Here is a 15,160-nt window from a genome sequence, read left to right as displayed (position 1 = left end):
TTGCACGAGCGCCGACCACGCAGGGCCCGGATGCAGCGGCCCTCGCAGCGCAGAACTGTGCACATCTACTGACAAAGACAGGTACCGCGGGGCTATGGCCCGGGGCAGTGCGCGCCCGGGCCGGATGCCATTGTTATTTTTGTTTTTCCAGCTGGTGGTACTTGCCGTTGGCATCCCACTGGTAGACCACGTAGTCGGAGACGGTCAGGTCGCCCTTCTGGTCCCACTTCTTCTCGCCCATGACGGTCTTGACCGGGTTGGCCTTGAGCCACTTGGCGGCGTCCTCGCCCTTGTTCGACTTGGCGCCGTTGAACGCGGCGGCCAGGGCCTGGACCGAGGCGTAGGCATACAGGGTGTAGCCTTCAGGCTCGGTGCCGTTCTTGCGGAACTCCTCGACCACTGCCTTGCTGTCGGGCAGCAGGCGCGGGTCGGCGCCGAAGGTCATGTACACGCCGTTGGTGTACTGGGCGCCGCCGGCGGTGGCCACCAGTTCGTCGGTGACGATGCCGTCGTCGGACATGAATGCCACGTCCTTCAGGCCCTGCTCGCGCAGCTGGCGCACCAGCGGGCCGGCCTCCGGGTGCAGGCCGCCGAAGTAGACGACATCGGCACCTGCGGCGCGGATCTTGGTGACCACCGCGCTGAAGTCCTTCTCGCCACGGGTCAGGCCTTCGTACAGCACGGGCGTGACACCACGCTTGGTCAGCTGCGCCTTGGTGGCATCGGCCAGACCCTGGCCGTAGGTGTCCTTGTCATGCAGGACGGCCACTTTCTTGCCCTTGAGCACGTCGACGATGTAGTTGCCAGCGACGATGCCCTGCTGGTCGTCACGGCCGCACATGCGGAACATGGCGTTCAAGCCGCGCTCGGTGACCTGCGGGTTGGTCGAGCCGGGGGTGATGGCGATCACGCCGGCCTCGTCATAGACCTCGGAGGCTGGGATGGTGTTGGAAGAACAGAAGTGGCCGACCACACCGATCACCTTGTCCTGGTCGACCAGACGGTTGGCCACGGCCACGGCCTGTTTTGGCTCGCAGGCGTCATCGCCCTTGACCAGGACGATCTTCTCGCCGTTGACGCCGCCAGCCTTGTTGATCACGTCGGCCGCGGCCTGCGCACCTTTCATGTACTGCTCGCCAAACGCTGCGTTGGCTCCGGTCATCGGGCCCGCGACGCCGATCTTGATGTCGGCCTGAACATACGAAGAAACACCCAGTGCGGTGGCTACAGCCAGTGCCAGGAAACCTTTCTTGTAAAACGTCTGCGACATGAGGTGGTGCTCCTAGAATATTTTTTTTGGTTGGCACTACAACTTCTCAGCCCTGTGCTCCGAGCAAGGGCCGTGCCAGTGGTTTTGTCTTCCGGGAAAACACACGACAAGGGGTGAGCAGAGGCGACCGGCGGCCTTTTCTTTATTGAGCGTGCAACCGTCTGCCGCACGGCAAGTGACACCCACACGCCTAGACAAGGAGCAACCGACGCCCGCCACCATTGCAACCCTCGCAAGTGTTAACGTGCAACCGCGCTGTAACAGCGGACGTCACCGAACTGCACACCACTGGTGCGCGACTGCTACAGGGAGCACTGTTTGAAGGCTAGCTGGCGCACGGAAAATTACCTGCAGAGGCCAATATCGCGGGCGGCGTGGGAGCGGGCTTGCCCCGCGATCTGGCACAATGGTCGCCATTGCCCGCCTTGGAGCTTCCCCCTGATGAGCGAGAGCGCATTCGCCGAGCGCATCGTGCACAACCTGCTCGACACCGACTTCTACAAGCTCACGATGATGCAGGGCGTCCTGCACAACTACCCGGACGCCGATGTCGAATGGGAGTTTCGCTGCCGCAACGGCGAGGACCTGCGCCCCTACCTGGGCGAGATCCGCAACCAGCTCGAGCTGCTCAGCGAGCTGACCCTGGATGACGGCCAACTGGCCTTCCTCGAGCGCATCAGCTTCCTCAAGCCGGACTTCCTGCGCTTCCTGCGCCTGTTCCGCTTCAACCTGCGCTATGTGCGCATCGGCATCGAGAACGACCAACTGTTCTTGCGCCTGAAAGGCCCATGGCTGCATGTGATCCTTTTCGAAGTACCGCTGCTGGCCATCATCAGCGAAGTGCGCAACCGCCACCTGCACCCGCGCATGCGCCTGGCCGAAGCCCGCGACCAGCTATATCGCAAGTTCGACTGGCTGCGCGCCCACGCCAGCGACGACGAACTGGCCGAACTGCAGGTAGCCGACTTCGGCACCCGCCGGCGCTTCTCCAGCCGCGTGCAGGAAGACGTGGTACGGGTGCTGCGCGATGAGTTCCCGGGCCGCTTCGTCGGCACCAGCAACGTCGACCTGGCATGGAAACTGGTTATCAAGCCCCTGGGCACCATGGCCCATGAATGGATCATGGCCCACCAGCAGCTCGGCCCACGGCTGATCGACAGCCAGATCGCCGCCCTGGACTGCTGGGTGCGCGAGTACCGGGGACTGCTCGGCATCGCCCTGACCGATTGCATCACCATGGACGCCTTCCTGAAGGATTTCGACCTGTACTTCGCCAAGCTGTTCGATGGCCTGCGCCATGACTCGGGCGAGCCGGTGGCCTGGGCAGAAAAGGCCATCGCCCATTACCAGAAGCTCGGTATCGACCCGATGACCAAGACCCTGGTGTTCTCCGATGGCCTGAACCTGACCCGCTCGCTGGAGATCTTCCGGGCCCTGCGTGGGCGCATCAATGTCAGCTTCGGCATCGGCACCAACCTGACCTGTGACATTCCCGGCGTGGCGCCCATGAGCATCGTACTTAAAATGACCGACTGCAACGGCTCGCCGGTGGCGAAGATCTCCGACGAAGCCGCCAAGACCCAGTGCCGTGACGAAAACTTCGTCGCCTATATGCGCCACGTATTCAAAGTCCCCAGCAAGGAGTAACCCATGCAAGCCGTTCAGCAAGAGATTGCCCAGGCGCTCAAGGTGCAGCCGCCGTTCGCCGATGCCGCCGCCCTCGAGCAGGAAGTGGCCCGGCGCGTGGCGTTCATCAAGGACTGCCTGGCCAATGCCCGGCTCAAGACCCTGGTGCTGGGCATCAGTGGCGGTGTCGACTCGCTGACCGCCGCCCTGCTCGCCCAGCGCGCCATCAACGAACTGCGCGCCGAAACCGGCGACAAGGCTTATACCTTCATCGCCGTGCGCCTGCCGTACCACGTGCAGCACGACGAGCACGACGCCCAGGCCTGCCTGGACGTGATCAAGGCCGACGAGGTGCACACCATCGACATCGCCCCAGCCGTAAAGGCCTTGGCGGCGGAGGTCGAGGAACTGAAAAACGGCTCGCCGACCCTGGTCGACTTCGTCGTCGGCAACGTCAAGGCGCGCACGCGCATGGTCGCCCAATACACCGTCGCCGGCGCCCGTGCTGGCCTGGTGATCGGCACGGACCATGCGGCCGAAGCGGTAATGGGCTTCTTTACCAAGTTTGGTGATGGTGCCTGCGACCTGGCGCCGCTGAGCGGGCTGGTGAAAAACCAGGTGCGGGCCATTGCGCGCAGCTTTGGCGCGCCGGAATCGCTGGTGGAGAAAGTACCGACCGCGGACCTGGAAGACCTCGAACCGGGCAAGCCGGACGAAGCGTCCCACGGCGTGACCTACCAGCAGATCGACGCCTTCCTGCACGGTAAGCCGGTGAGCCAGGAGGCGTTCGACATCATCGTCGCCACCTACCGCAAGACCCAGCACAAACGCGAGCTGCCGTTCGCCCCTTGATCAGGCGTGGAAACAACTGTGGGAGCGGCCTTGCCCTGCGATGACGTGGTGGATTCACCATCGCCATCGCAGGACAAGATCGCTCCCACAGGGTATTGCGTCAGGTTTTGATTACTTGACGACGACCTTGCCCTTCATCATCGAGATGTGGCCCGGGAAGGTGCAGAAGAAGCTGTAGTCGCCGCCGGCTTCCAGCTTGGCGGTGTCGAGCTTGATGGTGTCTTTTTCGCCGGCGCCGATCATCTTGGTGTGGCCGATGATCGCGGCGTTGTCGGCCTTGATGTAGTCCTTGTCCAGGCCTTGCGACATGCCCTCTTTGGCGATGGCGTCCATGTCGGCGGTCTTGCTGATGACCAGGTTGTGGCCCATGACGTTCTTCGGCAGGCTGCCACCGTGGGTCAGTTCGATCTCGACGGTCTTGCAGCTCTTGTCGATGGTGAATTCCTTGGTGTTGAACGACATCTGGTCAGTCGAGTCGACAGTCACCTTGCAGTCGGCAGCAAAGACGGAGGCGCTGGCGAGGGTCAGCAGGGATACCGCTACAGCTTTCGCAAACATCATGAATCTCCTTGGCAGGGTTTTATCAATTGCGAGACTGCCTGAAAACCGAACGCCCGTACCTGATATGGGTCAAGGGGTGTCAAGTCGCCAGCCAGTAGATTTGTTCAATGGATTGTATACAACCAATCAAAGTGCACATCATGCCCTCTTAATGGACGATGAGACAACCTCTCAATTAGGAGCAAATGTCATGACATTGAGCAACATGATGCGCAGCCTGCTGGCAGCCTACGCCTGCGGCGCCGCCGGTTCAGCGGTCTGCGAGTTCGCCCGTCCCGAATGATCCCCTTGGAACCGACAGGCATGCGCCTTACCCTGTGCGCGCATGTAAAGGGAGATAAGCAATGCCTGTACGTTCCGTTTGTGTCTTCTGTGGCGCCAGCATCGGTGCCAACCCTGCCTACCGTGAAGCCGCCGTCGCCCTCGGCCAGGCCATCGCCCGCCGTGGCCTGACGCTGGTCTATGGCGGCGGCGCGGTCGGCCTGATGGGCACCGTTGCCGATGCCGCCATGGCTGCCGGAGGTGAAGTCGTCGGCATCATCCCGCAAAGCCTGATGAACGCCGAAATCGGCCACAAGGGCCTGACCCGCCTGGAAGTGGTGGACGGCATGCATGCGCGCAAGGCGCGCATGGCCGAACTCAGCGACGCCTTCATTGCCCTGCCGGGTGGCCTGGGCACGCTGGAGGAGCTGTTCGAGGTATGGACCTGGGGGCAACTGGGGTATCACGCCAAGCCGCTGGGGCTGCTGGATGTGAATGGTTTCTACGCGAAGCTGGGCGGGTTCCTCGACCATATTGTCGAGGAAGGCTTCGTGCGGCCGCAGCACCGGGCGATGCTGTTGCTCGGGGAGCAGCCGGATGAATTGCTGGATGGGATGGACAGCTTCGTTGCACCAGTGGTGCCGAAGTGGGTCGACAAACAGCCTGATTGACCAGGAAGGGGCTGCTTTGCAGCCCCTTTGATGATCAGCGCGGAATCACCGGCTGGCGCGGCTTCTTACCCTTGCCACCACCACCCTTGGCCGCTTCCTTGCGCTCCTTGGCCGCCTGCTGGTTGCGGGCGAACGCCTCGGCCTTGGCCTTCTCGCGCTTGTCCCACGGCTTGCTGCCATCGCTGGCGCGCGGTGGCAGACCGGTGTGCTGGGTGAGGATCTTCTGGTCCTTGCCCACCTTGTGGCTGCCGGCCGGGGTCGAGTTCTTGCGCCGCGCACTCTGGTAAGTGTCGGTCGCCGGCTGGTGCAGCGGGATCAGCTGGTGCTTGCCCGGCCCGATCAGGTCGGCGCGGCCCATGCGCTGCAGCGCTTCGCGCAGCATCGGCCAGCCCTTCGGATCGTGATAACGCAGGAACGCCTTGTGCAAGCGGCGCTGCTCCTCGCTCTTGACGATCTCCACCCCTTCGCTCTTGTAGGTGACCTTGCGCAGCGGGTTCTTGCCCGAATGGTACATGGCCGTGGCCGAAGCCATCGGCGACGGATAGAACGCCTGCACCTGGTCGGCACGGAAGCCGTTGCCCTTGAGCCACAGGGCCAGGTTCATCATGTCTTCGTCGGTGGTGCCCGGGTGGGCAGCGATGAAGTACGGGATCAGGTACTGCTCCTTGCCCGCCTCTTTCGAGAACTTCTCGAACATGCGCTTGAAGCGGTCGTAGGTGCCGATGCCCGGCTTCATCATCTTGTCCAGCGGACCACGCTCGGTGTGCTCCGGAGCAATCTTCAGGTAACCGCCGACGTGGTGGGTGACCAGCTCACGCACGTACTCCGGCGACTCCACCGCCAGGTCGTAGCGCAGGCCCGAGGCGATCAGGATCTTCTTCACCCCCGGCAGGGCACGAGCCTTGCGATACAGCTCGATCAGCGAGCTGTGGTCGGTGTTGAGGTTCTCGCAGATACCCGGGAACACGCACGATGGCTTGCGGCAGTGCTTCTCGATGTCATGGCTCTTACAGGCGATGCGGTACATGTTGGCGGTCGGCCCGCCAAGGTCGGAGACCACGCCGGTGAAGCCCGGCACCTTGTCGCGCATTTCTTCGATCTCGTGAAGGATCGATTCGTGCGAGCGGTTCTGGATGATCCGGCCTTCGTGCTCGGTGATCGAGCAGAAGGTGCAGCCACCGAAGCAGCCACGCATGATGTTCACCGAGAAGCGAATCATCTCGTAGGCCGGGATGCGCTCCTTGCCATAGGCCGGGTGCGGGATGCGTGCATAGGGCATGCCGAACACGTAGTCCATCTCTTCGGTGGTCATGGGAATGGGTGGCGGGTTGAACCACACATCCACCTCGCCATGCTTCTGCACCAGGGCGCGGGCGTTGCCCGGATTGGTCTCCAGGTGCAGCACGCGGTTGGCGTGGGCATAGAGCACCGGGTCGTTGCGCACCTTCTCGAACGACGGCAGGCGGATCACCGACTTCTCGCGGGTAACGCTCGGGCTGTCGAGGATCTGCACCACCTTGGCTTCGTTCGGGTCTTCCTGGTCGCCCTTGGCCTGCTCGATGGCACAGGCCTGGGTGTCCTGGGTGTTCACGTACGGGTTGATGATCTTGTCGACGCGGCCCGGGCGGTCGATACGGGTGGAGTCGATCTCGAACCAGCCCTGCGGGGTGTCGCGACGAATGAACGCGGTGCCGCGCACATCGGTGATGTGCTCGATGCTTTCACCCTGGGACAGGCGCTGGGCAACCTCGACGATAGCGCGTTCGGCGTTGCCGTACAGCAGGATGTCGGCGCTGGCGTCGACCAGGATCGAGTGGCGGACCTTGTCCTGCCAGTAGTCGTAATGGGCGATGCGGCGCAGCGAGGCCTCGATGCCGCCGAGCACGATCGGCACGTGCTTGTAGGCCTCCTTGCAGCGCTGGCTGTACACCAGGCTGGCGCGGTCCGGACGCTTGCCGGCCATGCCGCCAGGCGTGTAGGCGTCGTCGGAACGGATTTTCTTGTCCGCGGTGTAGCGGTTGATCATCGAGTCCATGTTGCCCGCCGCGACCCCGAAGAACAGGTTCGGCTCGCCGAGCTTCATGAAGTCGTCCTTCGACTGCCAGTTCGGCTGGGCGATGATGCCCACCCGGAAGCCCTGGGCCTCGAGCAGGCGGCCGATGATGGCCATGCCGAACGACGCGTGGTCGACGTAGGCGTCACCGGTCACGATGATGATGTCGCAGGAATCCCAGCCGAGCTGATCCATCTCCTCCCTGCTCATCGGCAGGAACGGCGCTGGTCCGAAGCATTCGGCCCAGTACTTGGGATAGTCGTAGAGTGGTTTGGCTGCTTGCATGTCAGTGACCGGTTCTAATGTGCAGGAAAATCGCGGGCGCGGAATATAGCACAAATTTTGACCAAATCCGACGGTGGTGGTCGGATTCATCTGTAGCTTCCACTGGCCCTATCGCCGGCAAGCCGGCTCCCACAGGAGCGCTGCTGCCGGGGATAGGCTCAGTGATTACTCGTCGTCGTCGAAGTTGTACATGCCCGGCGCGAGGTTCTCGAAGCGGGTGTACTTGCCGATGAACGCCAGGCGAATGAAGCCGATGGGGCCGTTACGCTGCTTGCCGATGATGATCTCGGCCACGCCCTTGTGTTCGGTCTCGGGGTGATACACCTCGTCGCGGTAGACGAACATGATCACGTCGGCGTCCTGCTCGATCGCACCCGATTCACGAAGGTCGGAGTTGACCGGGCGCTTGTTGGGACGCTGCTCGAGGGAACGGTTGAGCTGCGACAGGGCGATCACTGGGCAGTTGAATTCCTTGGCCAGCGCCTTGAGCGAGCGGGAGATCTCGGAAATCTCGTTGGTCCGGTTGTCACCGGCAGAGCCCGGGATCTGCATCAACTGCAGGTAGTCGACCATGATCATGGCGATCTCGCCATGCTCGCGAGCCAGGCGGCGGGTGCGCGCACGCATTTCCGATGGGCTGATGCCGGCGGTGTCGTCGATGAACAGCTTGCGGTCGTTGAGCAGGTTGACCGCCGAGGTCAACCGTGGCCAGTCGTCGTCGTCCAGCTGGCCGGAACGCACCTTGGTCTGGTCGATGCGCCCCAGGGACGACAGCATACGCATGATCAGCGATTCACCTGGCATCTCGAGGGAGAACACCAGCACCACCTTGTCGCTGCGCAACACGGCGTTTTCCACCAGGTTCATGGCGAAGGTGGTCTTGCCCATCGACGGACGGCCCGCGACGATGATCAGGTCGGCTGCCTGCAGGCCGCTGGTCTTCTCGTCCAGGTCGGTGAAGCCGGTGGACACGCCGGTGATGTCGCTGTCGGAGTTGAACAGCGTGTCGATGCGGTCGATGGCCATGGTCAACAGTTCGTTGACCCCCACCGGCCCACCGGTCTTCGGCCGCGCCTCGGCGATCTGGAAGATCTGCCGTTCGGCGTCGTCAAGGATCTCCTCGGCGTTACGCCCCTGTGGGTTGAAGGCGTTGTCGGCGATATCGGTACTGATGCTGATCAACTGACGCAGCGTGGCCCGCTCACGGATGATCGCGGCGTAGGCCTTGATGTTGGCCACCGACGGGGTGTTCTTGGCCAGCTCGGCCAGATACGCCAGGCCGCCCACCTGGGTGGACACGCCCTCCTTGTCCAGCTGCTCGTGCAGGGTGACCACGTCGAACGGTTGGTTGGCGTCCACCAGCTTGTGGATGGCGCGGAAGATCAGGCGGTGGTCATGCCGGTAGAAATCGCCGTCCGACACCTGATCCAGCACCCGTTCCCAAGCGTTGTTGTCCAGCATCAGGCCACCGAGCACGGCCTGTTCGGCCTCGATGGAATGCGGCGGCACCTTCAGGGCAGCGGTTTGCAGGTCGAGTTGTTCGGGGGTGGTGATCTCGTTCATGGCCACGAAAGAATTCTGGAAGATGAAAAAGACAAAGGGCACGGCCTGCGCAAAACAGGACCGTGCCCGATGTTAACCGCCTGGCCCGCGAGGGACCAGCCGATTACGCAGCTTAGGCAGCTACGACGACCACACGTACGGTGGCTTCAACGTCGCTGTGCAGGTGCACGGCTACGTCGTATTCGCCAACCTGACGGATGGTGCCGTTCGGCAGACGAACTTCAGCCTTGGCCACTTCAACGCCGGAGGCGGTCAGGGCATCAGCGATGTCGTGGGTGCCGATCGAACCGAACAGCTTGCCTTCGTCGCCAGCGGTGGCAGTGATGGTCACTTCCAGCTCGGCCAGTTGGGCAGCGCGGCTTTCAGCCGAAGCTTTTTTCTCTGCGGCGGCTTTTTCCAGCTCGGCGCGGCGTTCTTCGAACGCGGCCAGGTTGGCGGCGTTGGCAACGGTGGCCTTGCCGAATGGCAGCAGGAAGTTACGGCCGTAACCAGCCTTAACGTTTACTTTGTCGCCCAGGTTGCCCAGGTTGGCGACTTTTTCCAGCAGGATCAGTTCCATTTGGTAAAACCTCTTAACTTTTAACCTTCACCGTTCGCGGAGTCGTCACCCTGTGAAGGGGACTTGCGACCGCGAAAATCAATCAGGCTGTCGACAATGGCCAGAACCACGAGCAACGGATACATCAGCTGCATGAGCAGCGGCAACGTCACGTACATCCCCACCAGCCAGAAACCGGCCAGTCGCCCTTGTGCCACCAGCCCGTGAATCAGGGCGATGCCAGCGAGCAGCAGCACCAGGCTGGACGCACTGGCCAGGACGATGAACTGCGACCCGATGAACGGGCCCAACACCATCAATGACACCAGCACCAGCATGGGTACCAGCGGCAGCCTCAGTTCGCGAAACTCGCGCCCGAAACCACCGGGGTTGTACAACGCAGCCTGCCAATAGCGCGCCAGCATCAAGGCCAGCAGGCTGAACAGCTGCAGCATTACCGCACTGGAAGCGACCAGCAAAGGGCCGATCAGCTCACCAGGTAGTACTGGTTGGCCCTCGAACTGCGGCAGGGCTTTTTCAAGCGCCTTGGCCAGCACCTCGAAGGTTTCGCGCATCACCGCATCCAGGATCAGGCTGTATAGCAAGCCTAATGCGACACTGGACAGCAGTACCCGGGTCCAGGAGTGCCCGGCGCGCAACGAGGCGGCCAGACCCAGCGTTCCCAAAAGCACCAGCAAGGTGCTTGGTTCGCCGAAGAAGCCCATGATCAACGCTGGCAAAAGGCCCCAGGCGATGACCGATGAAGCGTCCTTGAACCCGCGCCGCAGGAGCACCAGGCTCCCGGCGGCGGCACTCAACCAGAACAGCAGCGGCAGTACCGCGCTGATGACCACCACGAGGGTGGCCTGCACACGACCGCGCATGATGAAACTTGCCAACGCTCGCATGCTTATCCCTTGCTACTTAGTCGACGACCCGGTCTCAGCGGCCGTGGCTGTCGGTGTAGGGCAGCAGGGCCAGGAAGCGGGCGCGCTTGATAGCGGTGGCCAGCTGACGCTGATAACGAGCTTTGGTACCGGTGATGCGGCTTGGAACGATCTTGCCGGTTTCGGATACGTAAGCTTTCAGGGTGTTGAGATCTTTGAAGTCGATCTCTTTCACGTCTTCAGCAGTGAAGCGGCAGAATTTACGACGACGGAAGAAACGTGCCATGTAATAGGCTCCTCAAAAGGTCCGTGGATTACTCGTCAGCGTTATCGCTGTTGTCGCTGTCATTGCTGTCGTCGCCTTCGGCGCCATCAGCATGCTCAGGACGTTCGCGACGCTCACGGCGCTCGCTGCGGTTCTCTTCTGCCTTGAGCATCTCGGACGGGCCGGTGACGGCTTCGTCGCGACGGATGACCAGGTTACGGATCACGGCATCGTTGTAGCGGAAGTTGTCTTCCAGCTCGGCCAGGGCCTTGCCGGAGCACTCAACGTTCAGCATCACGTAGTGAGCCTTATGAACATTGTTGATTGCGTAGGCCAGTTGACGACGGCCCCAGTCTTCCAGGCGGTGGATCTTGCCACCATCTTCTTCGATCAGCTTGGTGTAACGCTCAACCATGCCGCCGACTTGCTCGCTCTGGTCCGGGTGAACCAGGAAGATGATTTCGTAATGACGCATGAATGCTCCTTACGGGTTAGTAGTCTGCCAGCAACCTGGTCAGACAAGGAGTGAATGACACTGTATGTCTTGCCCTAGAGAGAAGGCACATGCGCGCCTGCCAGCTCGGCAAGGGGCGCAATTGTAGAGAAGCCGGGAAGGACAAGCAAGGAGGTTGGCGAATATTTGAACAGCCGGAAACATATTTCGCGGACAATCATGGAACGTGGGAGCGGGCTTGCCCCGCGATGCGATGTCGAATCCACCACCATCGCGGGACAAGCCCGCTCCCACGCCCGACATCAAGCCATCAGCGCTTGATCTGACGCTGCCTCACGGCCTCGAACAGACATACCCCGGTGGCCACCGAAACATTCAGGCTGCTGACGCTGCCGCCCATCGGCAGCTTCACCAGGAAATCACAGTGCTCACGGGTCAGGCGGCGCATGCCCTTGCCTTCGGCCCCCATGATCATCACCAGCGGACCGGTCAGGTCCTGCTGGTAGATTTCCTGCTCGGCCTCGCCAGCGGTACCGACCACCCACAGCCCGCGCTGCTGGAGTTTCTCCAGGGTACGCGCCAGGTTGGTCACGGCCACCAGCGGCATCACCTCGGCGGCGCCGCAGGCCACCTTGCGCACCACGCCGGTCAGGGTCGCGGACTTGTCCTTGGGGATCACCACGGCGGTCGCCCCGGCCGCATCGGCGGTGCGCAGGCAGGCGCCGAGGTTGTGCGGATCGGTAACGCCATCGAGCACCAGGATCAAGGGCGGCGTCTCGGTACGCTCGAGCAGCTCGTCGAGCATCGCCTCGCCCCACACCTGGCTCGGGCTCACCTCGGCAACCACACCCTGGTGCACACCTTCGACCCAGGCGTCGAGTTCACGGCGCTCGGCCTGACCGACCTGGACGCGGTTCTGCGCAGCCAGCTCCAACAAGGCCTGGATGCGTGGCTCACTGCGCCCTTCGGACAGCCAGATCTGCTTTACCCGCTTGGGGTGGTGTTGCAGCAGTGCCTGCACGGCATGCACGCCGTAGATCTTTTCCAGCTGACTCATGACTTGTTCTTGCCCTTGCGTGGCGCGCCGGACTTGGGCGGCCCCTTGCGATGCTTGGTCGGCTTGCCGGACGACTTGCCACCCTTTTCCGACTTGCCGCCGGCATGGCCGCTGGCACGCGCCTCGCCCATCAGCGCCTTCTTCATTTCACGGCTCTTGCGCACCTCGGCATTGCGCTGCACCGCGTCTTTCGGGAAGTACGCCTCGGAAGCCTCGCTCTTGCGGCTGCGCGGCTTGGGCGAAATCTTCGCTTCGACAGCAGGCGCCTGCTCGGCCACCGGTTGCGCGGCAGCGCGTGGCTTGCGGCCGACCGGTGCGGTGACGGTCTTCTCCGACATTTCGAAGTCGATCTTGCGCTGCTCGAGGTCGACACGCATGACCTTCACCTCGACCGTGTCGCCCAGGCGGAAGCTGCGGCCGCTGCGCTCACCGGACAGGCGGTGATGCACAGGATCGAAGTGGTAGTAGTCACCCGGCAGGGCGCTGACATGCACCAGGCCTTCGACATAGATGTCGGTCAGCTCGATGAACAGACCAAAGCCGGTCACCGCGGTGATCACGCCAGGGAAGGTCTCGCCGACGCGATCACGCATGTACTCGCACTTGAGCCAGTTGACCACGTCGCGGGTAGCCTCGTCGGCGCGGCGCTCGGTCATCGAGCACTGCTCGCCCATCTGCTCGAGGCTGTTCTCGTCGTACGGGTAGATGCGCGCCTTGGGAATACTCATGGCACCGGCACGCTTGACGTGCGGGGTGTCGACCTTGGAGCGGATCACGCTACGGATGGCGCGGTGCACCAGCAGGTCCGGGTAACGACGGATCGGCGAGGTGAAGTGGGTGTAGGCCTCGTAGTTCAGACCGAAGTGGCCGTTGTTCTCGACGCTGTACACCGCCTGGCTCAGCGAGCGCAGCATGACGGTCTGGATCAGGTGGAAATCCGGGCGCCCGGCGATGCTCGCCAGCAGTGCCTGGTAATCCTTCGGCGAAGGGTCCTTGCCTTTGTGCAGGCTCAGGCCCAGCTCACCGAGGAATGCGCGCAACTTCTCCAGGCGCTCCGGCGGCGGGCCGTCGTGCACGCGGTACAGCGCAGGCACGTTGTGTTTCTGCAGGAACTCGGCCGTCGCGACGTTGGCCGCCAGCATGCACTCTTCGATCAGCTTGTGGGCGTCGTTGCGCACGGTCGGACGAATTTCGTCGATCTTGCGGTCATCGCCGAAGATGATTCGGGTTTCCTGGGTTTCGAAGTCAATCGCGCCGCGGGTGTGACGGGCCGCCAGGAGCACTTTGTACAGGGCGTACAGGCTCTTCAGGTCCGGCAGCACCGCGCTGTATTCCTCGCGCAGGGCCTTGCCTTCGCGGGTGCGGGAATGCTCGAGCATGCTGCTGACCTTGTTGTAGGTCAGGCGCGCGTGGGAGTGGATCACACCCTCGTAGAACTGGTAGTCGACCATCTGGCCGGCCTTGTTGATGGTCATTTCGCAGACCATGGCCAGGCGATCGACGTGCGGGTTCAGCGAGCACAGGCCGTTGGACAGCTCTTCAGGCAGCATCGGCACGACGCGCTCGGGGAAGTACACCGAGTTACCCCGTTGCTGCGCTTCGGTATCCAGGGCCGAGCCCAGGCGCACGTAGCTGGAAACGTCGGCGATCGCCACGTACAGGCGCCAGCCGCCGGAGAACATGCGCAGCTTGCCCAACGGTTCGCAATACACCGCATCGTCGAAGTCGCGGGCGTCTTCGCCGTCGATGGTGACGAAAGGCAGATGGCGCAGGTCGATGCGCTTCTCTTTATCTTTCTCCTCGACTTCGGAGCGGAACTTGCGCGCTTCCTTGATCACCTCCTGCGGCCAGACATGCGGGATGTCATAGCTGCGCAGGGCGATGTCGATTTCCATGCCCGGCGCCATGTAGTTGCCGATCACCTCGACCACATCACCCTGCGGCTGGAAGCGCGGGGTTGGCCAGTGGGTGATCTTGATCGACACGAACTGGCCGATCTTGGCGCCGCCGTTGCGCCCGGCGGTGACCAGCACTTCCTGCTGGATCTTGGGGTTGTCGGGGGTCACATAGCCGATGCCGCCCTCTTCGAAGTAACGGCCGACCACGCTTTCGTGGGCGCGGGAGATGACTTCCACCAGCACACCTTCGCGGCGGCCACGGCGGTCTACCCCGGAAACCCGGGCCAGGCCGCGGTCGCCGTCGAACACCAGGCGCATCTGCGACGGGCTGAGGAACAGGTCTTCGCTGCCATCGTCGGGAATCAGGAAGCCGAAACCGTCGCGGTGGCCGGACACGCGGCCACAGATAAGGTCGAGCTTGTCCACCGGGGCATAGGTGCCGCGCCGGGTATAGATAAGCTGACCGTCGCGCTCCATGGCACGCAGGCGGCGGCGCAGGGCTTCGATCTGGTCCTCTTCGTAAAGACCGAACTCTTCGGCCAGCTGTTCGCGGGCAGCCGGCTCGCCACGGTCGGCGAGGCGCTGCAGGATCAGCTCACGGCTGGGGATAGGGTTGTCGTATTTTTCCGCTTCGCGAGCGGCCTCGGGATCGAGGGATTGCCAATCGGCCATCAGAAGGGGTTCACCTTGGGGTATATAGATATGAATTCTGGCATAGGCGTATTGAAACCGGAAATGTCAGCCTTGGACAGCCCCGGCGCGGTATCCGCCGAACGGAAATAGGCGCGTGGAATCAACGGGTTGAATTTTTTGAATTTTTTTTCGATCAGGGGCTTTACAGCCATCAGGAGCGTCCGTATAGTGCGCACCACAACGACGGACAACCCCGAAGTTGTAGTAGAGATGAACGACGCTGTAA

General features: G+C 62.5%; 14 protein-coding genes. 3 read left to right on the top strand and 11 right to left on the bottom strand.

Going from position 1 to position 15,160, the window contains the following annotated elements; translation table 11 throughout:
- Positions 1–133 precede the first annotated feature (133 nt).
- On the bottom strand, positions 134–1,270 hold the full coding sequence (locus AAHK21_RS16760; RefSeq protein WP_198755620.1) for a branched-chain amino acid ABC transporter substrate-binding protein: 1,137 nt from the start codon (positions 1,268–1,270) through the stop codon (positions 134–136).
- 441 nt (positions 1,271–1,711) lie between these two features.
- On the opposite strand from AAHK21_RS16760, the gene pncB reads away from it, so the two are divergent.
- Together pncB and nadE are read left to right on the top strand one after the other, a co-directional pair.
- Positions 1,712–2,917, top strand: coding sequence for a nicotinate phosphoribosyltransferase (pncB, locus tag AAHK21_RS16755; protein ID WP_367857826.1), 1,206 nt, complete (start codon positions 1,712–1,714; stop codon positions 2,915–2,917).
- A 3-nt stretch (positions 2,918–2,920) separates the two neighbouring features.
- Positions 2,921–3,748 (top strand): ammonia-dependent NAD(+) synthetase, encoded by an 828-nt coding sequence (nadE, locus tag AAHK21_RS16750; RefSeq protein ID WP_367857825.1) that lies wholly within the window; start codon positions 2,921–2,923, stop codon positions 3,746–3,748.
- Positions 3,749–3,859: 111 nt separating this feature from the next.
- Here the strand turns inward: nadE and azu are convergent, their stop codons facing one another.
- Entirely contained in the window at positions 3,860–4,306 is a 447-nt protein-coding gene (gene azu, locus AAHK21_RS16745) for an azurin (protein WP_367857824.1), read from the bottom strand.
- A gap of 347 nt (positions 4,307–4,653) precedes the next feature.
- Between azu and AAHK21_RS16740 the strand changes: the two genes are divergently transcribed.
- On the top strand, positions 4,654–5,241 hold the full coding sequence (locus AAHK21_RS16740; RefSeq protein WP_094012218.1) for a TIGR00730 family Rossman fold protein: 588 nt from the start codon (positions 4,654–4,656) through the stop codon (positions 5,239–5,241).
- A 34-nt stretch (positions 5,242–5,275) separates the two neighbouring features.
- On the opposite strand, the gene AAHK21_RS16735 is transcribed toward AAHK21_RS16740, so the two are convergent.
- The 9 genes from AAHK21_RS16735 to AAHK21_RS16695 form a co-directional block, all read right to left on the bottom strand.
- A complete protein-coding gene (locus AAHK21_RS16735) occupies positions 5,276–7,579 on the bottom strand; it encodes a YgiQ family radical SAM protein (protein WP_046854008.1) in 2,304 nt (767 codons plus the stop codon).
- Positions 7,580–7,744: 165 nt separating this feature from the next.
- The gene (gene dnaB / locus AAHK21_RS16730; protein WP_046854007.1) at positions 7,745–9,142 is read right to left on the bottom strand and encodes a replicative DNA helicase; all 1,398 of its coding nucleotides are present in this window, start codon (positions 9,140–9,142) and stop codon (positions 7,745–7,747) included.
- Between the two features lie 112 nt (positions 9,143–9,254).
- Positions 9,255–9,701: a 50S ribosomal protein L9 gene (rplI, locus tag AAHK21_RS16725; protein ID WP_046854006.1), complete on the bottom strand. Its 447-nt coding sequence runs from the start codon at positions 9,699–9,701 to the stop codon at positions 9,255–9,257.
- Positions 9,702–9,721: 20 nt separating this feature from the next.
- Positions 9,722–10,588: a hypothetical protein gene (locus AAHK21_RS16720; protein WP_046854005.1), complete on the bottom strand. Its 867-nt coding sequence runs from the start codon at positions 10,586–10,588 to the stop codon at positions 9,722–9,724.
- 34 nt (positions 10,589–10,622) lie between these two features.
- Positions 10,623–10,853, bottom strand: coding sequence for a 30S ribosomal protein S18 (gene rpsR / locus AAHK21_RS16715; protein ID WP_003249563.1), 231 nt, complete (start codon positions 10,851–10,853; stop codon positions 10,623–10,625).
- 28 nt (positions 10,854–10,881) lie between these two features.
- Positions 10,882–11,307 carry a 30S ribosomal protein S6 gene (rpsF, locus tag AAHK21_RS16710; RefSeq protein ID WP_023629370.1) on the bottom strand — a complete coding sequence of 142 codons (426 nt, stop codon included), beginning with the start codon at positions 11,305–11,307 and terminating at the stop codon, positions 10,882–10,884.
- A gap of 289 nt (positions 11,308–11,596) precedes the next feature.
- A complete protein-coding gene (gene rlmB, locus AAHK21_RS16705; protein ID WP_367857823.1) occupies positions 11,597–12,343 on the bottom strand; it encodes a 23S rRNA (guanosine(2251)-2'-O)-methyltransferase RlmB in 747 nt (248 codons plus the stop codon).
- On the bottom strand, positions 12,340–14,913 hold the full coding sequence (rnr, locus tag AAHK21_RS16700) for a ribonuclease R (RefSeq protein WP_046854003.1): 2,574 nt from the start codon (positions 14,911–14,913) through the stop codon (positions 12,340–12,342). The genes rlmB and rnr overlap by 4 nt, the downstream gene beginning before the upstream one ends.
- Positions 14,913–15,086 carry a hypothetical protein gene (locus AAHK21_RS16695; RefSeq protein WP_156177503.1) on the bottom strand — a complete coding sequence of 58 codons (174 nt, stop codon included), beginning with the start codon at positions 15,084–15,086 and terminating at the stop codon, positions 14,913–14,915. Before AAHK21_RS16695 ends, rnr begins: the two co-directional genes overlap by 1 nt.
- Between the last annotated feature and the right edge of the window lie 74 nt (positions 15,087–15,160).

Origin of the sequence: Pseudomonas sp. TE50-2 (assembly GCF_040813665.1) — a bacterium.
Lineage (GTDB): Bacteria > Pseudomonadota > Gammaproteobacteria > Pseudomonadales > Pseudomonadaceae > Aquipseudomonas > Aquipseudomonas soli.
Note: the sequence above shows the minus strand (reverse complement) of the source record. Positions and strands in the feature narration are given on the sequence as shown.